Source organism: Pseudomonas onubensis (genome assembly GCF_965653655.1).
In the GTDB taxonomy this organism is placed as follows: domain Bacteria; phylum Pseudomonadota; class Gammaproteobacteria; order Pseudomonadales; family Pseudomonadaceae; genus Aquipseudomonas.
This window is the reverse complement of the sequence record NZ_CBFHAZ010000001.1, coordinates 125,457-146,931: the sequence shown is the minus strand read 5'-3', so window position 1 is coordinate 146,931 and position 21,475 is coordinate 125,457. Positions and strand designations below refer to the sequence as shown.

Annotated in this window: 15 protein-coding genes and 1 pseudogene; 4 read left to right on the top strand and 12 right to left on the bottom strand. The window is 54.4% G+C overall.

All coding sequences use genetic code 11. The features are described from left to right. Positions 1–52: 52 nt before the first annotated feature. The 3 genes from ACTD9P_RS00630 to ACTD9P_RS00620 all read right to left on the bottom strand — a co-directional run bounded on the left by ACTD9P_RS00630 (position 53) and on the right by ACTD9P_RS00620 (position 1,759). Complete coding sequence (locus ACTD9P_RS00630; RefSeq protein WP_438866294.1) at positions 53–301, bottom strand: BrnA antitoxin family protein; 249 nt, start codon at positions 299–301, stop codon at positions 53–55. After that, complete coding sequence (locus tag ACTD9P_RS00625) at positions 279–557, bottom strand: BrnT family toxin (RefSeq protein WP_438866293.1); 279 nt, start codon at positions 555–557, stop codon at positions 279–281. The genes ACTD9P_RS00630 and ACTD9P_RS00625 overlap by 23 nt, the downstream gene beginning before the upstream one ends. A gap of 77 nt (positions 558–634) precedes the next feature. Continuing rightward, positions 635–1,759: a GNAT family N-acetyltransferase gene (locus ACTD9P_RS00620; RefSeq protein ID WP_438866292.1), complete on the bottom strand. Its 1,125-nt coding sequence runs from the start codon at positions 1,757–1,759 to the stop codon at positions 635–637. A 282-nt stretch (positions 1,760–2,041) separates the two neighbouring features. On the opposite strand from ACTD9P_RS00620, the gene ACTD9P_RS00615 reads away from it, so the two are divergent. Continuing rightward, positions 2,042–3,364: a putative porin gene (locus ACTD9P_RS00615; RefSeq protein WP_017134842.1), complete on the top strand. Its 1,323-nt coding sequence runs from the start codon at positions 2,042–2,044 to the stop codon at positions 3,362–3,364. A 161-nt stretch (positions 3,365–3,525) separates the two neighbouring features. On the opposite strand, the gene ACTD9P_RS00610 is transcribed toward ACTD9P_RS00615, so the two are convergent. The 5 genes from ACTD9P_RS00610 to aceK all read right to left on the bottom strand — a co-directional run bounded on the left by ACTD9P_RS00610 (position 3,526) and on the right by aceK (position 11,785). After that, the gene (locus ACTD9P_RS00610) at positions 3,526–3,759 is read right to left on the bottom strand and encodes an anti-sigma factor family protein (protein WP_438866291.1); all 234 of its coding nucleotides are present in this window, start codon (positions 3,757–3,759) and stop codon (positions 3,526–3,528) included. Beyond that, positions 3,753–4,367, bottom strand: coding sequence for an RNA polymerase sigma factor (locus ACTD9P_RS00605; RefSeq protein WP_016973332.1), 615 nt, complete (start codon positions 4,365–4,367; stop codon positions 3,753–3,755). The genes ACTD9P_RS00610 and ACTD9P_RS00605 overlap by 7 nt, the downstream gene beginning before the upstream one ends. Before the next feature lie 124 nt (positions 4,368–4,491). Next, positions 4,492–5,613 (bottom strand): beta-ketoacyl-ACP synthase III, encoded by a 1,122-nt coding sequence (locus ACTD9P_RS00600; RefSeq protein ID WP_438866290.1) that lies wholly within the window; start codon positions 5,611–5,613, stop codon positions 4,492–4,494. Between the two features lie 366 nt (positions 5,614–5,979). Continuing rightward, on the bottom strand, positions 5,980–9,891 hold the full coding sequence (gene hrpA / locus ACTD9P_RS00595) for an ATP-dependent RNA helicase HrpA (RefSeq protein ID WP_438866289.1): 3,912 nt from the start codon (positions 9,889–9,891) through the stop codon (positions 5,980–5,982). Positions 9,892–10,075: 184 nt separating this feature from the next. Beyond that, a complete protein-coding gene (gene aceK, locus ACTD9P_RS00590; protein WP_438866287.1) occupies positions 10,076–11,785 on the bottom strand; it encodes a bifunctional isocitrate dehydrogenase kinase/phosphatase in 1,710 nt (569 codons plus the stop codon). A 387-nt stretch (positions 11,786–12,172) separates the two neighbouring features. Here aceK and ACTD9P_RS00585 point away from each other — a divergent pair, with 387 nt between their 5' ends. Further along, positions 12,173–13,798 carry a methyl-accepting chemotaxis protein gene (locus ACTD9P_RS00585; protein ID WP_438866286.1) on the top strand — a complete coding sequence of 542 codons (1,626 nt, stop codon included), beginning with the start codon at positions 12,173–12,175 and terminating at the stop codon, positions 13,796–13,798. Positions 13,799–13,862: 64 nt separating this feature from the next. Further along, on the top strand, positions 13,863–14,756 hold the full coding sequence (locus ACTD9P_RS00580; protein ID WP_438866285.1) for a DMT family transporter: 894 nt from the start codon (positions 13,863–13,865) through the stop codon (positions 14,754–14,756). On the opposite strand, the pseudogene ACTD9P_RS00575 reads toward ACTD9P_RS00580, so the two are convergent. Beyond that, positions 14,753–14,895, bottom strand: a pseudogene (locus ACTD9P_RS00575) (glucose-1-phosphate thymidylyltransferase RfbA); the annotation flags it as partial. The gene ACTD9P_RS00580 and the pseudogene ACTD9P_RS00575 sit on opposite strands and share 4 nt — an antisense overlap. Positions 14,896–15,756: 861 nt before the next feature. On the opposite strand from ACTD9P_RS00575, the gene rfbC reads away from it, so the two are divergent. Then, positions 15,757–16,302, top strand: a complete 546-nt coding sequence (gene rfbC, locus ACTD9P_RS00570; protein WP_438866284.1) for a dTDP-4-dehydrorhamnose 3,5-epimerase — start codon at positions 15,757–15,759, stop codon at positions 16,300–16,302. Between the two features lie 246 nt (positions 16,303–16,548). Here rfbC and ACTD9P_RS00565 read toward each other — a convergent pair whose 3' ends face one another. The 3 genes from ACTD9P_RS00565 to ACTD9P_RS00555 all read right to left on the bottom strand — a co-directional run bounded on the left by ACTD9P_RS00565 (position 16,549) and on the right by ACTD9P_RS00555 (position 21,470). Continuing rightward, complete coding sequence (locus tag ACTD9P_RS00565) at positions 16,549–18,429, bottom strand: LTA synthase family protein (RefSeq protein ID WP_438866283.1); 1,881 nt, start codon at positions 18,427–18,429, stop codon at positions 16,549–16,551. 149 nt (positions 18,430–18,578) lie between these two features. Further along, positions 18,579–19,535 (bottom strand): glycosyltransferase, encoded by a 957-nt coding sequence (locus ACTD9P_RS00560; RefSeq protein ID WP_438866282.1) that lies wholly within the window; start codon positions 19,533–19,535, stop codon positions 18,579–18,581. Between the two features lie 69 nt (positions 19,536–19,604). After that, on the bottom strand, positions 19,605–21,470 hold the full coding sequence (locus ACTD9P_RS00555; RefSeq protein WP_438866281.1) for a methyltransferase domain-containing protein: 1,866 nt from the start codon (positions 21,468–21,470) through the stop codon (positions 19,605–19,607). Positions 21,471–21,475 lie beyond the last annotated feature (5 nt).

The following is a 21,475-nucleotide window of genomic DNA, read 5'->3' as shown; positions in this document are numbered from 1 at the left end:
CTTGATCAGCGCCAAGGGTCTCGCGGTCTGGGCTGGACCAGGAAAGCTGACCTCAGCCTTGATGAGCCTGCATGTACTGGCGCAATAGCTGATTGATGCGCGTCTGATAGCCGGTACCCTGGCCTTTGAACCACTCCAGCACATCAGCATCGAGCCGAATGGTGACCGCCTGCTTCACCGGCACACGTAGCTGCGCACGCCGGAAAAAGTCGGCGTCCAGCTCAGGAATATCGCTGGTATCGATTGTTTCGTCACTCATCTTGGCCAAGCGCTCCCAATCAGTTTTCGATGTTTGCGTCATAGTATTTGGCCTCCTTCTTGGTTGCTTTTCGAGCGGAGATGATACGGATCACATCACCACACCGTTCGGTGTATACGACCACACCCATTAATAGTTTTATCCAGCCAATACCGATCCAACGATCTTCGCCATAATCTGCCCGATCATCGCGTAAGGCCAGCATTGGATGCCGAAAGATATCGGGGACGTCATTGAAATCGATGCCGTGTTTGGCAATATTGATCTGATTTTTGGACTCATCCCACTCAAAAAGCATGACACATCCTGTATGTACTTTTGTACATACAGGATAGAGGTTTCAAGAATTTCTGCCCGCCCTGCCAGACCAATGGTTCAGCCCTGCCGATAAGGCAGCGCAGCCCTCGCCTCTTCGGCATACGCCAGAATCCCCACCCGCTCACGCTCCAGGAAGTCTTCGACGGCATTCTTCAAACCCGGATGGCGCAGATAGTGCCACGACCGCGTAATAACTGGCTCAAAGCCGCGAATCAACTTGTGTTCGCCTTGGGCGCCGGCATCAAAACGTTGCAGGCCGTGGGCGATGGCGTAGTCCATGCCTTGGTAGAAACAGGTTTCAAAATGCAGGCGGTCGAACTCCGCCAGGCAGCCCCAGTAGCGGCCATAAAAACTGTCACCACCGATCAGGCTGAAGGCCATGGCTACTGGGCGTGTGCCTTGTTTGGCCAGCACCACGCGGATCGCCTCGGGCATGCGTTCGGCCAGCAGGCTGAAAAAGGCGCGGGTCAGGTAGGGTGCCTGGCGACGCACCGCGTAGGTGTTGGCGTAACAGGCATAGACAAAGTCCCACTGCGCCTCGCTCAACTCATGGCCTTGTAACCATTCAAAATCAATGCCCTGCCCCGCCACTTGCTCGCGTTCTTTGCGCATCTGTTTACGCTTGCGTGAACTCAAGGCATCGAGGAAGTCCTGAAAGTCGCGATAGCCGCGGTTTTGCCAGTGAAACTGGCAGCCCAGGCGCTGCAACCAATCCGCTTGCCCAGCCAATGCCGCATCGGCCAACGGGTCGGTGAAGTTGATATGGGCACTGGAGAGCCCTTCGATTTCCAGATAACCGGGCAAGCTGCCCAGCAGTTCAAACCCGTCCTCGGCATTCCTGGCCAACAAGCGCGGGCCACTCACCGGGCTGAACGGCACCGCCGTCAGCAACTTGGGGTAGTACTCGATGCCCGCACGCGCGCAAGCATCCGCCCAGCCGTGATCAAACACGTACTCGCCGTAGGAGTGCCACTTGCGGTAGCTGGGCAAGGCTGCAACCAGTCGCTCACCTTCCCAATGCAGCAAATGCTCGGGCTGCCAACCGGACTGCGGGCCCAGGCTGGCGCTGTCTTCCAGCGCACTCAGGAAGGCATGCCGCACAAAGGGTTGGGCCTGCGGCACCAGGGCATCCCAGACCTCTGGGGCGATTGCGGACAGGCTGTCCAGGCGTTGCAGCGGCATCGGCATCCTCACTGTTTCTTGGCGTGAAAGCCTGGCGAGTATCGCCTATCGCGACGGCGGGCACACCTTGAAACGAGCGAGACAAACCTCGAAACAATTAGTTCCAGATTAAATAATTTGTCATCTAGGTGAAATCACTTAGCCACTACTCCGTCATAAACGATCGCGATACTGACGCCTGTTTTTAGAGCGCCCGGTTCTACCAGGCGGCTATTTTCCGTCCGTCATCGGTCGGTTGTGTCCTGGATGGTTTGCCATCCCTCCTCACTTTCGGAGATTGATATGCGTCTTGCTTCCACTAAAACTGCGGCGGCCCTGTGTGGCGGTCTGTTGCTGGCCCTGAGCGTTCCGGCCAGCGCTGCAGTCGACGCTAAATTGCTCGACATGCTCAAGGCCAACGGCCAGATCACCGCTGCGCAGTACACTGAACTGCAAACGGAATTAGCCAAGGACCAGAAAGAAAAGCAGATCGCACAGCAAGCTCAACAAGAGACCAACGAGCAGATCGCGGCCACCGCGAAGAAAACCAACGACCTCAGCGTCTTCGATCAGAAGCTGGCCTGGGCCGCGCGCACCCAGCTCAAGGGCGATGTGCGCTTCCGTCAGGAAACCGTGAAAATCCAGGGCGAATCCAACAACGGCGGCCGCGACAAAGACCGTCAGCGAATCCGTGCTCGCCTGGGCGCCTACACCGAGATCAACTCCCAGGTCGACACCGGCATCCGCGTGGCCACCGGCAGCAGTGATGACGCGCGCTCCACCAACCAGGATCAGGACAACTACTTCGACAAGAAGTCGATCTGGCTGGACCTGGGCTACATCGACTACCACCCGGACCAGATCAAGAACCTGCACGTGATCGGCGGCAAGATGCTGCAACCGTGGGTGAACATGGGCGACGTTATCTGGGATAGCGACATCAACCCTGAAGGCCTGGCCGTCACCTACAAGTACCCATTGGGCGGCAGCGCCGAGCTGTTCGGCAGCCTGGGTAACTACAACCTCAAGGACAACGTGGACGGCGACGGCGTGCAATTTCGCCATGACCTGCGCCTGACGTCCGGCCAGTTGGGCACGCGCTTCTCGCTCACCGACAACCTGAAAATGACCCTGGGCGGCAGCGTCTACGCCTACCAGAACGACAAGGACAGCCGCTGCACAACCACCACCACGCCATGCGCGCTGGCGGTCAACGGCAACTCGGCCAACAACGAATTCCGCTTGTATGAAGGCTTTGCCCAAGCCGACATCGGCGGCCTGGCCGTGCCTTTGGCGTTCTACGGCCAGTACGTGAAAAACAACGATGCGGTGACCGATCAGGACACTGCCTGGTTGATCGGTGCCAAGTCCAAGGTGTTTGGTTTCAACCTGGACTACAACTACCGCGATACTCAGCGTGACGCGGTGGTAGGCGCCTTCACAGATTCGGACTTCGCCAACGGCACCACCGGCTCGCGCGGCCACAAGCTCAAAGTCAGCTACGACATCGACAAGAACTTCGCCCTCGGCGCTACGTACTTCCTGACCAAGGCTGACTACGCCAGCCGCACGCAGCGTGATGCCAACACCAACACCCTGCAGCTGGATGCTGAAGCCAAGTTCTAAGTAAGACAGCGGTAAGTTTCAAGCTACAAGCGTCAAGAATGTACGCTTCACTTGCAGCTTCAAGCTTGCCGCTTGAAGCGCTTCTCTAACAGCCTTGCGTGGGCGGATCGATCCCCATCATCCGTTCGACTCACCCACGCGAGCCTGCCTTTACCCCGCCTTTACTGATCCTTGAGCCGTTCGGCAGCCAGCCGCTCAGCCAACGCATCAGCATCCTTTACCGGCTCCTCTGGCAAAATCTTCAAAGTCGCCTGCATCAGGCGCATCTGACGAATAAATCGCCGGCAGTTGGGGCAGAACATCAAGTGATGACGCACCAGCAGACGCTCTCGAAAGGTCAATTGCCCATCGAGATAATCACTGGACCGCGCCACTTGTTCCTTACAGGTCAACATTCGCCCGTTTCCTCAAAATGCTCCACCGTGGCGAAGACTTTAAGCCGTGCTCGATGCAACAGCACACGAACATTGGAGAGCGAGAGGGTCAGAAGATTACAAATCTCCTCCAATTCCAGGCCTTGGCGTTCACGCAGCACCAGCACGCTGCTTTGCAGCTCCGACAAACTCAGGATTGTATGCTCCAGGCACTTGCGCAGCTCATCCTCGGTCAGCAAGGCTTCCGGTGTGTCCTGGTGCCAGGCGTAAGGCGCAACGGCCCAGTGGCCGTCGTCGGGGACGAAGCGGTCATCACCAATGGTGCCGTGGGGCGAAGGCAAATCATCGAGCAATACTTCCCGGCGATTCTGTTTGTAGCGGCCCTTGGCGGAGTTGGCGGTGATGGTCAGCAGCCAGGTCTTGAGGCTGGAGCGCCCCTCGAACTTGGCCAGGTTACGCACCACCGACAGCCAGGCGTCCTGCACCACTTCATCGGCGTGGCGCTGGCCGACAATGGCATAGGCGACCGCGCGCATGGCGCTCTGGTAGGTGGTGACCAGTTCCTTGTAGGCCCGCTGCTCGCCCTTGAGCAGCCGTTCAAGCAGGTGCGCGTCGTCCGCTGCTGCCATTCAAACCTCGATCTTGCCTTGGAAATAGGATCAATGTGGGAGCTGGCTTGCCTGCGATGCAGGCACCTCGGTGGATCAGTCACACCACGGTGATGCCATCGCAGGCAAGCCAGCTCCCACAAGATTAGCGCTTGCGCAGGATCACGCTGCCAATCGAATAACCCGCGCCGAACGAACTGAGCACTGCAACAGCGCCCTTGGGCAGATCATCCTGATAGGTGTGAAACGCGATCACCGAGCCCGCCGAGCTGGTATTGGCGTAAGTATCAAGGATCACCGGCGCTTCTTCCACCGAGGCTTCGCGGCCCAGCAGTTTCTTCACAATCAGGTGGTTCATGCTCAGGTTGGCCTGGTGCAGCCAGAAGCGCTTCACGTCGGTCACGTTCAGCTGGTTTTCTTCCAGGTGTACTCCGATCAACTCGGCAACCATTGGGCAGACATCACGGAAGACTTTGCGGCCTTCCTGCACGAACAGCTTGTCCGGCGCGCCGATGCCTTCTTCGGCGGTGCGGTTGAGGAAACCGAAGTTGTTACGAATGTTATTGGAAAACTTGGTCAGCAGCTTGGTGCTCACTACGTCGAACTGGTGTTCGGAGGTCGCCAGATCAGCACGCTCAAGAATCACCGCCGTGGCCGCATCACCGAAGATGAAATGGCTGTCGCGGTCGCGGAAATTCAGGTGGCCGGTGCAGACTTCCGGGTTGACCATCAGGATCGCCCGAGCCTGGCCCAACTGGATGCTGTTGGCGGCGTTCTGGATGCCGAAGGTGGCCGAGGAGCACGCCACGTTCATGTCAAAACCGAAACCTGCGATGCCCAGGGCTTCCTGGACTTCAATGGCGATGGCCGGGTAGGCGCGCTGCAGGTTGGAGCAGGCGACGATCACGCCATCGATGTCGGCGGCGGTCTTGCCGGCGCGCTGCAGGGCTTGTTCGGCGGCGCCGACGGCCATCTGGCAGAGTACCGACCACTCGTCGTTGCTGCGCTCAGGCAAGCGCGGGGCCATGCGTTGCGGGTCAAGGATGCCGTCCTTGTCCATCACAAAGCGGCTCTTGATGCCAGAAGCCTTCTCGATAAAAGCCGCGCTGGACTCGGTCAGCGCCTGCACCTCACCGCGCTCGATGGCCGCCGCATTGTCGCTGTTGAACTGTTGCACGTAAGCATTGAAAGACTGCACCAGCTCTTCGTTGGAGATGCTGTTGGCCGGGGTGTACAGGCCAGTGCCGCTGATGACGACGTTATGCACGGTCGTTCCTCTAAATCTGTCAGGCAGAGAAGAAATTGGTACCCTCGTACCAAACTTTAAGTCGTTCGATGCCCTCCAGCGGGCAGCAAACTGGCAACGCTTTATCCCGGCGCGCCACAGTGTTTCGCGGCGTTACCGGTCTTTATGACTGCGAAGTTTGCCACAACCCTGCAGATTTGGCGCCACCCGCTGTAACGGCTGTACACAAACCCTGTGGCGAGCGAGCTTGCTCGCGCTGGGGCGCGCAGCGGCCCCTATTGCCTGCAACCGCGTTTCAACTCATATACCTCGGTGCCCAGGTTGGGGCTGCTTCGCAGCCCAGCGCGAGCAAGCTCGCTCGCCACAATAGCCGCTCATCTACAGTGTTCAGGCCTCGACCAGGCTCCACTGCTTGCTCAAACGCTTATCGGAAATCGGCACCTTGGTGCCCAACTGCTGGGCAAACAGCGACACCCGGTATTCCTCCAGCCACCAGCGGTACAGCTCCAGCTGCGGGTCACGCTTGCCTTCCTGGGCGTGTTTGTTCAGGCGGTTCTGGTACTGCGCCCATAAGCCGCCAAGCTCGGTACTCCAGACCCGATCTTTTTGCACCTGGCTCGGCAGTTTCTCCAGGCGCAGTTCGATGGCCTTGAGAAAACGCGGCAATTCCTTGAACCATTGCGCCGGGGTTTCGCGCACAAAACCTGGATACACCTGGTTGCCGAGTTGCTGCTTGATGTCGTTCAGCGCCACCGCCTGAGCCAGGTCGATCTTGCCTTTAAAGCGCTTCTGCAGGCCGTGCCAGAGTTTCAGTATGTCCAGGGTCAAGCGCGCCAGGCGCTCGGCGTGCTCGGCCCAACTGCCGCGCTTGCGTTCGGCCAACGCAGCCAGCCCGGCACCGTCACGCGGCAGGCTGGCTTCGCCTTCGAGCACGCAGGTGTCGAGGCTGGCCAGCAGAATATCTTCCACCAGCGCGTCGATACGCCCCAGATCACGGTACATCAGGCCCAATTCGGTCAACCCAGGCAACTTGCCGCGCAGGAATTTTGCCGGCTCCGCCAGTTGCTGCATCAGCAGGCGCTGCAAGGCGCGGCGGTGCTGGAACTCGGCTTCGGCGGCGGTGGAGAAACGCCCTTCCTTGACCGTGCCGTTTTCTTCGACCAGTGCCGGATAGACCGTCATCGACAGGCCAGCAATCTTTTGCTGAGTCTTTTCCGCCACGGCGGCAAACACCTTCGCCTCCACCGGTTGCTGGCTTTTCGCGGTTTGCGGTACGGCCAATGCGGCCTGGCTGGCTTCGGCAAAACGTGCGGTCAGTTCCGCCAGATCGCGGCCTTCGCCCAGGAACTTGCCCTGGCCGTCGACCACCTCCAGGTTCATCTTCAGGTGGCTTTCCACCTGCTGCGCGGCCTCGGTCCAGGCCTCATCGCTGACCCGCGCGCCGGTCATGCGCAACAGTTCGCGGCCCAGCGCCTGGGGCAACGAACCCTGGCCAAACTCGATACGTTGCAGGGCGGCCTTGACGAAATCCGGCACCGGCACAAAGTTCTTGCGCAGCGCCTTGGGCAAGTTGCGCACCAGTGCAATGCACTTGGCTTCGATCACACCCGGCACCAGCCACTCCAGGCGCTCGGGCGGCAACGCCGGCAACAGCGGCGCCGGTACGCGCAGGGTTACGCCGTCGCGCGGGTGGTTGGGTTCAAAGTGGTAACTCAGGGCCAGTTCCAGGTCGCCCAGGTGCAGGGTGTCCGGGTAATGCGCGGCCGTGACCTCGCTGGCCTCGCGGGCCAGCACGTCTTCTTCACGCATGATCAGCAGTTGCGGGTCTTTCTGGCTGTTGACCTTGTACCAGCTGTCGAACGTGGCGGTCTGGTGGATCTCTGCCGGCAAGCGCGCGTCATAAAAGGCGTACAGGGTCTCTTCGTCCGCCAGAATATCGCGACGACGGGCCTTGGCCTCCAGTTCATCGAGCTGTTCCAGCAGTTGCTGGTTGGCCGTGAGGCATTTGGCGCGGGATTGAATCTCGCCACGTACCAAACCTTCACGAATAAACAACTCGCGGGACACTACCGGGTCAATCGGCCCGTAATGCACCGGCCGGCGCCCGACCACAATCAGCCCGAACAGGGTGATCTGCTCAAACGCCACCACTTGGCCGCGCTTTTTTTCCCAGTGCGGTTCGAAGTGGTTTTTCTTGATTAAATGCCCGGCCAGCGGCTCGATCCAGTCGGCATCGATCTTGGCTACCATGCGCGCATACAGTTTGGTGGTTTCTACCAGTTCGGCAGTCATCAGCCATTGCGGGCGTTTTTTGCCGATGCCTGAGGACGGGTGAATCCAGAAACGCCGCTGCCGTGCGCCGAGGTAATCGCCGTCTTCGGTTTTTTGCCCGATCTGGCTGAGCAAACCGGACAGCACCGCTTTGTGCAGTTTCGCAAAGTCGGCCGGCTCCTTGTTGACCGTCAGCTGCATATCACGGCAGATCAGGCTCAACTGGCGATGGGAGTCACGCCACTCGCGCAGGCGCAGGTAATTCAGGAAGTTCTTGCGGCACCAGTTGCGCAACGGGCTGGCGGTCAGTGCCTGGCGCTGTTCTTCAAAGCCGCGCCACAGATTGACCAGCCCGGCGAAGTCCGAATCCACATCCTTCCACTGTGCGTGGGCCTGGTCGGCGGCTTGCTGACGCTCCGGCGGACGCTCGCGCGGGTCCTGGATCGACATGGCACTGGCCACAATCAACACTTCCTGCAAACTGCCGAGCTTGGCTGCCTCAAGCAGCATGCGGCCCATGCGCGGGTCCACCGGCAGGCGCGCCAACTGGCGGCCCAGGGGTGTGAGCTGGCTGTTGCGGTCGACTGCCGAGAGTTCCTGCAGCAGGTTGAAACCGTCGCTGATCGCCTTGCCATCCGGCGGTTCGATAAACGGGAAGTCGGTGATTTCGCCCAGGCGCAGGTGCAGCATCTGCAGGATCACGGCGGCGAGGTTGGTGCGCAGGATCTCCGGGTCAGTAAATTCCGGGCGACCGATAAAATCTTCTTCGCTGTACAAGCGAATGCAAATGCCCGGCTCAACCCGGCCGCAGCGGCCTTTGCGCTGGTTGGCACTGGCCTGGGAAATCGCTTCGATCGGCAGGCGCTGCACCTTGGCGCGGTAGCTGTAGCGGCTGATGCGCGCAGTGCCGCTGTCGATCACATAGCGAATGCCCGGCACGGTCAGCGAGGTTTCCGCGACGTTGGTCGCCAGCACCACACGGCGGCCTGGGTGGGACTGGAAAATCCGCTGCTGTTCAGCGGGCGACAAGCGCGCGTACAGCGGCAGAATTTCAGTGTGTTTGAGCTGGGCCTTGCGCAGCATGTCGGCGGCATCGCGAATCTCGCGTTCGCCCGGCAAAAACACCAGCACATCGCCGGGGCTGCGGCGTTCGCTGCGCTCATAGGCGGCGATTTCGTCGAGGGTGGCAAGGATCGCCTGGTCGACGGTCAAGTCATCCTCGACGCGGTTGCCCTCCTCGTCCTGCTCCAGCGTCAGCGGGCGATACCAGGTGTCCACCGGGAAGGTGCGGCCCGAGACCTCGACAATCGGCGCATCGTCGAAGTGCTTGGAGAAACGCTCCAGGTCGATAGTCGCCGAGGTGATGATGACCTTAAGGTCAGGGCGGCGCGGCAGCAGGGTTTTCAGGTAACCGAGCAGGAAGTCGATGTTCAGGCTGCGTTCGTGGGCTTCGTCGACGATGATGGTGTCATAGCGTTCCAGATAACGGTCGTTCTGGGTTTCCGCCAGCAAAATACCGTCGGTCATCAGCTTGATCAGCGTGTTGGAATCGCTCTGATCTTCGAAACGCACCTGATAGCCGACCAGCGCGCCCAGGGGTGTCGCAAGCTCTTCGGCAACCCGGCTGGCGACGCTGCGCGCAGCAATTCGGCGCGGCTGGGTATGGCCGATCAGGCCGTACTGGCCGCGCCCAATCTCCAGGCAGATCTTCGGCAACTGGGTGGTTTTACCCGAGCCGGTTTCGCCGGCAATTATCAACACCTGATGCTTGTTTAGCGCCTCTTTGATCTCGTCACGCTTGGCCGCGATCGGCAGGCTGTCGTCATAGCGAATCACTGGCAGGCTGGCACGCCGCGCAGTGACTTGGGCGCAGGACGCCTGCATACGCGTGACCCACTGCGCCAGCTTCTCCTCGTCGGGCTTCTTGCGCAGCTCAAGCAACTGGCGCCGCAAGCGGTGGCGGTCGGCGAGCATGGCGTGATCGAGGTTTTTGAGCAGTTGGTCGATAGCGGGCGCTTGGTCAGTCATCAGGTACTTTGCAGGTCGTCTATTTATGCACGGCCGGCAAGTGTGGCAGAAAAGCAGCTGATCTGGCAGACGCCTCTCTAAATGTGGGAGCGGGCTTGCTCGCGAATGCGGTGTGCCAGTCACCTTAATGGTCAACTGATGCACCGCTTTCGCGAGCAAGCCCGCTCCCACAGGAATAGGCGTTTTACAGCGGGTCTTTGCGCCGATACGGAAACACATCGATCACCTTGCCGGCGCGAATCGCTTCCTGCAGGCCTTTCCAGTAGTCGGCGTTGTACAACTCGCCATGCAACTCGTCGAACAGCTTGCGCTGGCCGGCATCGGCAAACAGGAACGGCGGGAACTCTTCCGGGAACACATCCAGCGGGCCGATGGAGTACCAGGGCTCGGAGGCCATTTCATCTTCAGGCGTGCGCGGTGCGGGGATGTGGCGGAAGTTGGCCTCGGTGAGAAAGCAGATCTCGTCATAGTCATAGAACACCACACGACCGTGGCGGGTGACGCCGAAATTCTTCAGCAGCATGTCGCCGGGGAAGATGTTCGCCGCCGCCAGCTGCTTGATCGCCAGGCCGTAGTCTTCCAGGGCTTCGCGCACTTGGGCGGGGTTGGCGTTCTCCAGGTAAAGGTTGAGCGGGGTCATGCGCCGCTCGGTCCAGCAGTGGCGAATCAGTACCGTATCGCCCTCAACTTGCACCGTACCGGCGGCGACTTCAAGCAGTTCGGCCAGGCATTCGGGCTCGAATTTGCTTAGGGGAAAGCGGAAGTCGGCGAACTCCTGGGTATCGGCCATGCGCCCCACGCGATCAACACTTTTGACCAGCCGGTACTTCTCGATCACCGTGGCGCGGTTGACGTTTTTCGACGGTGAAAAGCGGTCCTTGATGATCTTGAATACGGTATTAAAACCCGGCAGCGTGAACACGCTCATGACCATGCCGCGCACGCCGGGTGCCATGATGAATTGATCATCGGTAGTGGCCAGGTGGTTGATCAACGCACGGTAGAACTCCGACTTGCCGTGCTTGTAAAACCCGATCGAGGTGTATAGCTCGGCAATATGCTTGCCGGGCAGGATGCGCTTGAGAAAGCCGATAAACTCCGCCGGCACCGGCACATCGACCATGAAGTAAGAGCGCGTGAAGGAGAAGATGATCGACACGTCGGCTTCATCGGTAATCAGCGCGTCGATCTGGATACCGCGCCCTTCGCGGTGTAACAGCGGAATCACCAGTGGCCATTGCTCATCGCGGGTGTAAATGCGGCCGACCAGATAGGCGCCTTTATTACGGTAGAGCACCGAAGAAAACAGCTCGATACTCAGCTCTGGGTCTTTGCACACCCAATCCGGCAGGTTTTCACGCAACTGCGCCTGGAGGCGGCGCAGGTCGCCGTCGAGGTCGGCGTAGGCTTCGCTGAAGCGGTAATCGGCGAAGATCTGCGCCAGTGTCGCCGCCAGGTCGCCCGCAGGCTGATACGTGCGGGTTTGCGCCGCACGCGCCCGGCGCAGGCTGGGCCGCGTGGTGTGGATGAACATGCAGCCGTCGCTGATCAGGTCATGACTGAACAGCCCGCAGAAGATCGAGTTGTACCAGGTCTCGGACAGCTCATCGTCAAAACGCAGGTCGATCAGGCCGATGTACGCGCTCTTGACCAACGGCCACAGGTCCACCGCCAGCAATGTCGCCGCATCGAAGTTAGCCCGCAGGCGCGCCGTGACTTCAGCAACCTTCTCTTCATACAAATTGATCCGCGCCGCCGACGCCGCCTGCCCTTGTTGCCACTGAGCCGTTTCAAAACGTTCGCGGGCACCGTCAGTGATCTGACGAAAGTGCTCACGGTAATCGTCGAAGCCATCGAGGATCATGCGGGCAATGGCAGGGGCGGATGACGACATGCGGGCAACCTCGAACGGGTATCTGGATGCCTGAGCTTAGCCAGTGAATCGAGGCAGGAGAAGGATGATTTGCGCGGCCTGACTGCACAACATCATCCAATTTGTAGATTTATTTTCAATTTTCACAATTCGACCAATCGGTCAATAAACACAACAAAAGTCACTGGCACCACCGCTACAGGCTTGAAACCGCGTGGCTATACGCTCACCGAGCAGAAACCGCATCAACCTGTGAATTCACAACTTATGTAGCACCCTTGATACCACTTAGGGGAAACCCCGATTACTACCTTGATGGCACTTTGATATATAGCGCGCCCTTTCCCAACCTAACAAGGTCTGAAGACCGACCCGGGAACCGGTTCAAACCGCCTAAGGAGCACTAAGATGTCATTGAGGAATATGCCGATCGGTCTGCGCGCCAGCCTGAGTTTTGGGGTGTTGGCCAGCATGCTGGTGATCGTCGGAATGTTTGGCCTGGGGCAGATGGCCAAGCTACGCGAAAGCGCGTTGGTGATTGAAGAGTCGTGGATGCCGAGCATCGAGAATATCCACGACGCGGCGGCCTGCATCGCCAGCATCCGCCTGGAGTCGATGCGCATGGCGACCACCGACGAATCACGCATCCGCGACACCAGCAAAAGCCTGATCGCCAGCCAGCGCAACGAACTAAAAACCCTGCTTGAGCACCACACGGACCTGCTCAGCAGCGACGATGAACGCGCCATGCTCAAGCAGCTCAACAGCGATGTGAACACCTACAACAGCATCGTCAGCCAGATGATGGAGCTGGTCGACAAGGACCAGCAGCAAGACGCCATCGACCTGCTCAACACACGCATCGGCCCTCAGGGCACGGTCCTGAATAAAAGCCTGGAGGACATGATCACCTTCAATCAGCAAGGCGTGGAAGCCGCAGCGGACGCGGCGGCGCAGATGTATACCCGCGCGCAGTGGGTGGTCGGCTTGATCATTGTGTGTGCACTGATCGCGACCTTGTTGCTCGCCTGGCTGCTGACCCGCAGCATCACCGCCCCGCTCGGCCAGGCGCTGGCCGTGGCGCGCAGCATTGCAGGTGGCGATTTGAGCCAGCCCATCGTGGTCAAAGGCAGCGACGAACCGGCGCAATTGCTGACGGCCCTGGCCACCATGCAGGACCAGTTGCGCACCACCATTCATGGCATCAGCGAGTCGGCGCAGCAACTGGCGTCCGCCGCCGAAGAGATGAGTTCAGTGATGGAACAGAGCACCCGTGGCCTGCAAGCGCAGAACGATGAAATCGAACAGGCCGCCACCGCCGTCAACGAGATGAGCGCGGCAGTGGACGAAGTCGCGGCCAATGCGGTGTCCAGCGCCGAGGCGTCCAAGGCCTCCGACGAAGACAGCAAGCACGGTCATTACCAGATCAGCGAAACCATCAGCTCGATCCAGAACCTGGTGGACGAAGTGCTCGGCGCGTCCAGCAAGGCCGAAGGCTTGGCGGTGCAGGCTCAGGACATCAGTAAAGTACTGGAAGTGATCCGCGGCATCGCCGGGCAAACCAACCTGCTGGCGCTTAATGCCGCCATCGAAGCCGCCCGCGCAGGCGAGGCCGGGCGTGGGTTTGCAGTGGTGGCCGACGAAGTGCGCTCGCTGGCGCAACGCACCCAGGACTCCACCGAAGAAATCGAGCAGATGATCAACGGCATCCAGCAAGGCACCCAAGGCACCGTCGAAGCGCTTAACAGCAGCGCCGAACACGCCGGCCAGACCTTGCAACGAGCCAACAGCGCCGGCAGCGCCCTGGAAAAAATCACCGCGGCCATCTCGCAGATCAGTGAACGCAACCTGGTGATCGCCAGTGCCGCCGAGCAACAGGCGCTGGTGGCCCGCGACGTCGACCGCAGCCTGGTGAACATCCGCGACCTGTCGACCCAGACCGCCGCCGGTGCCACCCAGACCTCGGCGGCCAGCCAGGAACTGTCACGCCTGGCGGTGGACCTCAACGGCATGGTCACCCGGTTTGTCCTGTAATTAGCGATTGTGTCGCGCAGGCCACTGGGCAACACTCGCCGCCTTATTGATGTAGGAGTGTTCCGTGAGACCTGTCGACACCCTGTACCTGTTGGGGCTGGCTGCCATTTGGGGCGCCAGCTTCCTGTTCATGCGTATCATCGCGCCGGAAATCGGCACGGTGCCGACTGCGTTTTTTCGCGTGTCGATTGCGGCAGCCGGCCTGCTGGTCATCCTCACCGTGATGCGCGTGAACTGGGACTTCCAGGGCAAGTTCAAGACCGTGCTGCTGCTCGGCGTGATCAACTCCGGGATTCCCGCCACCATGTACTCCGTGGCGGCCCAGGTGCTGCCGGCGGGTTACTCGGCGATCTTCAACGCCACCACGCCGTTGATGGGTGTATTGATTGGCGGGTTGTTCTTCAGTGAGCGCCTGACCCCGTCCAAAATCGCGGGCGTGTGTTTGGGCCTGTTCGGCATAGGAGTACTGACCCGTGCCGGGCCGGTAGCCTTTGATAGGGACCTGTTGATGGGCGCATTGGCCTGCCTGCTGGCCACCACGTGCTACGGCTTTGCCGGGTTCCTGGCGCGGCGCTGGCTCGATCAGCGCGGCGGCCTGGACAGCCGACTTTCGGCGCTGGGCAGCATGCTCGGCGCTACCCTGTTCTTACTGCCGCTCTTTGCCTACAGCGCCATCAGCCACCCACCGGCGAGCTGGGGTGGCTGGCAGGTATGGTCGTCGTTGCTCGGGTTGGGGCTGGTGTGTACGGCGTTTGCCTACATCCTGTACTTCCGTTTGCTGTCATCGATTGGGCCGGTGAAGTCGATGACCGTGACGTTTATGATTCCGCCGTTTGGGGTGTTGTGGGGCGCGTTGTTGCTGGGGGAGCCGTTGTCGATGGCGCATTTGTATGGGGGGGTGTTGATTGGGGGGGCGTTGTGGTTGGTGTTGCGACCAGGGAAATTATCGGCCCGCTAGGCACCCGTAATCATCTGGTCACGCAGTAAACGCTTGGGGTATTGGCCGTAGCCATTCTTGCAGAGTGGTGCCGCAACCGTCTCCAAATGGCGGCATCAATCCACTTCTGGCGAAAGGCTATTTCTGCCAGGCAGGCCACTTAAGGTCCTTGATTACACCGAACTAGACAAAGAATCGCGGCGTCAACAGTTGGTGCGATTAATGCGTCAGACGTCGAAGCAATCCGACAGCCTGTTCAGTTGTTGCACGGCCAAAATAACAGCCTCGTCGGCAGCATCGGGCGACGTTTTGAAACATCCGGGTTCAAGGCGTTTGAGCCAAAGGCAGGAGCCGTTGCATTCCAACTACAGGAACTCCACGCGATTGCTCAATAGTAAACAGCCCGGGTCGAATACAGCAACCTTGATACCCCGATTGCCCAACGCGACAGGGCTATCAATGGTTTTTCGGAAGTCGATGGGTTTGGTCAGAGATAGACTTTTCCGACTTTGGCTTCAGGACGCATCATGCAGGATAGGCTCCAGGAAAAAGACCGGAAGCACAGCACCCGGAATAAGGCGGCGAATTTAAATTTTGGGTTTATAAAATGCCTACGTAGTGGGATTGGCACCGCTTACGAAAATAGCAAAAGGTACTCGACGTTCCGACGAATGCTGGATCTTTCTAAGAGCAAGATAACTGCGTCGTCTACAGCCAAGCGCCCCTGGCGCTTATGAATATAGAATAGACGCTATGATTGCGCTTGGCAGGAAGATCAAGCAGTAGCGCACGTCTAAACCATGAATTCAGATCAATGACGACCGCTACAAAATCACATCACTCGACCTTTTTTGAACCACATGTTTGACACTACAAGTGTTATCATTTTCTTGGGACTCGCCAATCGGCAGAAGCCTCTGCAGCGACCTCTGTCGCATGAATTACATTGAATTAGCTAAGGCACGCGTGAGTGCAGCCAAAGCACATACTATTTAACCTTCCAAGCGGAGACCTTACGTTTATGAACGCTACCCCTCTTACGATTCCCGAAGTCATTCTCTTTACGCCTAAAGTTTTTGGAGATGATCGAGGTTTCTTCTACGAAAGCTTCAATCAAAAAATCTTTGAAGACGCTGTAGGACGACCGGTTAAATTTGTTCAGGACAACCATTCAAGTTCCGTAAAGGGAGTCCTGAGGGGGCTTCATTATCAAATTAAGCAACCACAAGGAAAACTGGTACGTGTCATCCTCGGTGAGGTTTTGGACGTAGCTGTTGACTTGAGAAAAAGCTCTAAAACCTTTGGACATTGGGTCAGCGCTCACCTAAGCGCCAGTAACCGACATCAACTTTGGGTTCCTGAAGGCTTCGCACACGGTTTTGTCGTCCTGTCAGACAAAGCCGAGTTTCTCTATAAGACCACAGATTATTACGCTCCTCAGTACGAGCGTAGCTTAGCGTGGAACGACCCAAAACTATCAATAAATTGGGACTTTGAAGGAGAACCAACATTATCCTCCAAAGACCAATTTGCTAAAACCCTAGAAGAGGCTGAGACGTTCAATTAATAAATCGCAACGGCCTATATTTCTCAACATAACGTTAGGTCCGAACGCGCAATAGCCATTTTATCAATTGTAGGGTGGCAGCTAAAGTCATCGGACATGAAAAGCTCCGATGACAACCCTCTTAATAAAAATCACCATTTTAAGCTAAAACCAGTGATTCATTTGGCAAGTCGGACCTTTAGGGGAACAAAAATCAAAACCTCTCAAACAAACATTTATTAAATTAATTACTTCAGCTTCGACGAGCTATTTTGTATTTGCAAAATCCGTTTTAGATTCACCACAACAATCCGGACGGAAACCCGGAAAAAGAATACTTGAAGATAGTCTTTTACCAAACATTAAATCATATTGAATTGACTGATACTGATTAATTGTTTTTTCAGATGTTCCGTGCCAATTTTCCTCAAGCCCCCCAGACGCCCGTCCTAATATTTTCTGTTCTATCACGCTGTAGTTTTTTCGAACACTGCCCAAAAACCGCCCATAAAATGGGTGATTAAGACCAACAGCACTATCTATGACATTAGGAATTAATGACGGACTAATTAAACCTTCACCCTTATAATCACCAAGGGAATTTGACCAAACAACAAAAGGTGTTGTTCTGATTTTTTTTAGTTGTTCGGAAGAAAAATCGGTAGTCGCGCCCGCCACGAACCCCGTCTCCTTAAAAACCTCGAAATTTTGCCCCATCATTGGTAAGTGATCACCAAAAAAAATTAAAAGAGTTGGACGTGCTCGATTAGAAAGCTCAGAAACCAAAATATTTAGCCCCCTATCTGCATCGTGAATACCTTCAGTATAAGTTTGCAACCCCTCATAATTAAGCTTACCAATATCTATATCCGTACGAACATCAATACTTTTCTCGGGATACCTTAGCTTTTCATAAGGCCCATGATTCTGCATGGTTACCGCAAACAAAAAAGTTGGCTGATCAGTTTCATCCATAATTTTTATTATTTCTCGAGAAAGCTGCTCATCCGAAAAAAATAGACCTTTATTATTATTTTTTGGAAGTTCATCTATGCTCACAAACCTATCAAACCCTAATTTAGAGTATACAAGATCTCTATTCCAAAACCAGCGATGATAAGGATGGACAGCAACCGATCTATAACCAATATTTTTTAATGCCCATATGATAGATGGCGTATTTCTAGCTATATACTGCTGATAAGGAAGGCTGCCAGTTGGAAGAAAAGCATTCGAAAAACCTGTCAATGCTTCGAACTCGACATTTGCCGTGCCTCCTCCATATACAGGCGAGAAAACCTCACCCTTTTGAAGCAATCGAACTGTTGGCATTGGATCAGAAGAAAAACTAACCCCAGGTAGCTTTGTTGGATCCCAAAACGATTCATTCATTACAACTATGACATCAATCTTATTTTTGCTTAATTCAACTTCCTCTACAGAATTTTCGAGATCACGCAAAACGGATTCTATTTCAATTTTTGGCTTTTTTATTAGGGCCGAATTGATACTAAAAGAAAACGCCAATAGAAAGCCATTTTTGGGATAGTTAATAGACTGATCCCAAGCCATATTCATAATACCAGTGACATTATAAAGTTTCGTCGTACCCAGAGGACTAATACTGTACAAGCAAAAAATTAAAACAACAAAGCTAGCCCCTCCTATACCTAGTCGCCGCCTCAACTTAATTTTTGCACACTTATAAATTTTATAAATAATACAAATAACAAATGCTATCAAAGCCAGCCCTACAACAGCGATGATAACCGAAGCGCCAGGTCGCTCTTTAAAAAGGACGGGCAATAAATCAATGACTTGATTTATAGAAAGAAAATCCCATGGATAAAGTGGCTCCGAACGATATCCATATTTTTGCCCGCTTATGCCTGACAACAATAATAAGAGACATGACACTATGGGAATCGAAATGTATTTTCGGCCAGCGAGACAATCCAAGCACAAACACACAAGAAAAATTACCAGCGCTGTGAAACACCATTCCTTTGTAGAGTTCTTAGAAAAAGAAACAGCTAGATCATACGACGTAGAAAAAACCTGAGCAAAAAAAACCAGCAATAATGAAATCGCTGCACTTACAAACAAATACCTCAACGAAGTTGAGTTAAGATTTTTCAGCACGATCATTTACTGTTATTCCTCAGCATAAATCAATATATTAGGGCGGCGTGCAGCATAATGAAAAACAGCCATATTAAACGCCACACCATTACAAACAAGATGAGACTTCTCCTGTTAGCAACAATTACAAGGCGGAAATTCAACGAGCCAAATATTCAAAGAAATAAAAAATCACGTAGCGCTGATAGCCACCCACGACTGAACCGTGAATAGGATCCATCTAGCACCTTATTAAATATCGGAATGACTTTTTTTCGGTAAGGTAGTTCAGAGACCAAAACCCTAAAGTGAAGATGTGAAATAAAGGCATCTAGATAATTACGCTCAGCATCAGAAGCTATATTTCTCTGTTGCAGGCCTATCAACTTAGAGGCTTTGAAACTGTAGAATTCCCTAATTAATTGGCGTCGAGTAAAAAAAATTAGTTTACGCCCACCACCATTTAGCCCTATCGTGTTATTACGATGTATCCTATAACTAATGAGGCGAGTTTTTTCGTATGAAACCCTTCCAATCAAACAACTAACCATGGGAATCCATTCGTCATGAATCCAGCCTGTAGGGATGGGTAAAACCCTAGATAAAATATCCCGCCTGATTACCATAGTCGCGCCGGTAACGACATTACGTCTGAGAAGCACCTCAAAGTAACGACCAACGTCCATAAGTTTCAACTCGTGCCGGCTAATTTTTAGCATAGCGAACAAATCTTTACCAAGGTCCTCGAGGTTCTCGCCAACAACATAAGCGTTAGTATGCAAACATGTAAGCTTTGAATCTTCAGAAAATTTTTGGACGACTTTACAAATCTTATCGGATGACCAAACGTCATCCTGATCACAGAAAAAAACAAGTTCATGAGTAGCTAAATTAGCGGCTAATGAGAAGTTTTTAATATAACCTAAATTATCTTCATTTCTAAAAATTCGAATATTGAATTCTGGATTGAGTTTTTCAAAGCAACAAATCAAGTCCCAAGAGTTATCAGTGGAACAATCATCCACGATAATAATTTCATCAGGAGAACTCTCCTGAATTATAAGACTATTTAATTGCTCCTCCAAATACAAATCACCATTATATGTACAAACGATAACAGATGTTCTAAGCATGAGGCAGTCTCTTTAAATTCAAGTAGTTGCTCGCGCAGCTCAGTCCCGACAAGCTGCGCGAGCAAAACCTCACCTCCTAACTCGAGATATAAAGCTTTTTATCTTTCTCGAAACCTTCATGCTATTAGAGTTTTGAATAGAGTTGTTAAGCGTCTCGAGTGAGCTAGCGTCCATCGCCCAGAGCATTGGGAAACTGTGTTTACGCCCTATTAGAACGCCCAGTAAACGCATAGGATAAGTTAAACGCCAAGCACGACTATGCAGCCTTTGATGTATCTGCAAACGTAATGCGTTTTTATATGCTTCATGCTCGAGTTCTGGATGAGGAAGCCTATCCAAATTCACGTTGTCTTTATTTGCGTCTGGCTGGTTACTTAGCCAGAACGAAACCAAATTCCTGATTCTCGTAGAGCTTCCAGCGTCTAGAAGAATAGGAAACTCATCTAACTTCTTCCAAATCGCGTGATGATTGGCCATCCACTCGGTGGGAGAGTGAATCGTGAATGAAGACTCTCCTGTGTACCACTGTCGGTAGATCGATGTAATTTCGGCGCTAGAACCCACTCCGCAGACTGAAGCAGTCCGCATGAAAAAGTCCCAATCTTCGGTAGTTGACAGAGAAGCGTCAAATTTTATGCCGATATGATTAAAGCAGTCAGCAGGGAATGCCAAGCTAACAGGCGGAGTCGAGTTTTCAATTAAATGGGTAAAGTAATCGAACTTGCTAGGGTAACGCTTTTCCATTCCCCCTACTGCACGCACTGCGGTCGTGCTATGTAACGTTTGGACTGGAACCCACTGCTGGGCAACAGTAGAGCTGCGAAGAACACGCCCTGGATACTTGATCGCCAAGTCATGAAAGGCTTCAACCCAGTTAGCCATCACGATATCGTCATCGTCAAGAATCGCGATGTAGTCGCCATTAGCACTACTAAAGCCAACATTCAACGGTTCAGTACGGTTCCCCTTATCCACGAGTACCAACCGAACTTTAGACCTAAAGCCATCAAAGCAGTCTTCTATAACTCGTTCTACTAAAAGCTTGTTAGATTTGCTTAACTTATGGCCTACAACAACCACCTCAAAGTCTTCACTTGTCTGTGCTGACAAGCACAGTAATACATCTCTCAAGGTATCTAATCGGCGACCCTGAGTCCGAGTTACAACCGAGAGGAACGGGCGCTTAACGGGACTATCTTTTTCAATTTTGGAAACAGGTCCTGGTAAATACACCCGAACAAATTGATTAGTTGCAGCATAGCCGTCTACATTTTCTCTTAAGCCGTTGAGAAAAGTGTGTAGAGGCGTGCTTGCGGCTAATGCGGGGTGATATGCAGGGAAATTCTGGTCACTGAGCTCCATCTGCACGTCATATCTATCAATTTCGTGCAGACCTGCATTAGCCATAAGGCGACTAAAATTTTCGTTCGTAAAGACTCTAAAATGAGTGCGATCGAGAATACCTTTTTCAGTATAGTCCCAGCGTCCGAATGCCAACTTGAAACCGACATCCCGATGAGCAAAATTGGGTACTGAAATTACTACCGGACATTGATTAGATGATGCAATCTCCCTAACGAGATTTACGACTTCTTCAGGGTTTGTCATATGTTCCAAGGTGTCAAGCATCGAAATCGATGCAATTTTCCTTGAGCCCACGATCTCACTAACGATGCGTAAAACGTCAGCAGGTCGAGAAAGATCTATTTTGGCCGTTTCAAAGCCTCGAGTACTTAGATCTTCCAGAGCGACTTCATCTATGTCGAACCCACAGTATTCTCGATTTAATTCATCTCTAACCTTTTCCGCGATACGAGCATAGCTACAACCTATATCAACATGGACACCCTCACTTCCAGATGAGGTTTTTTCCAACAGTTTTAGGGCGTGTCCATAAACATTATCATGGAAAAACGGGCTATCGTATGTATTCATGATAT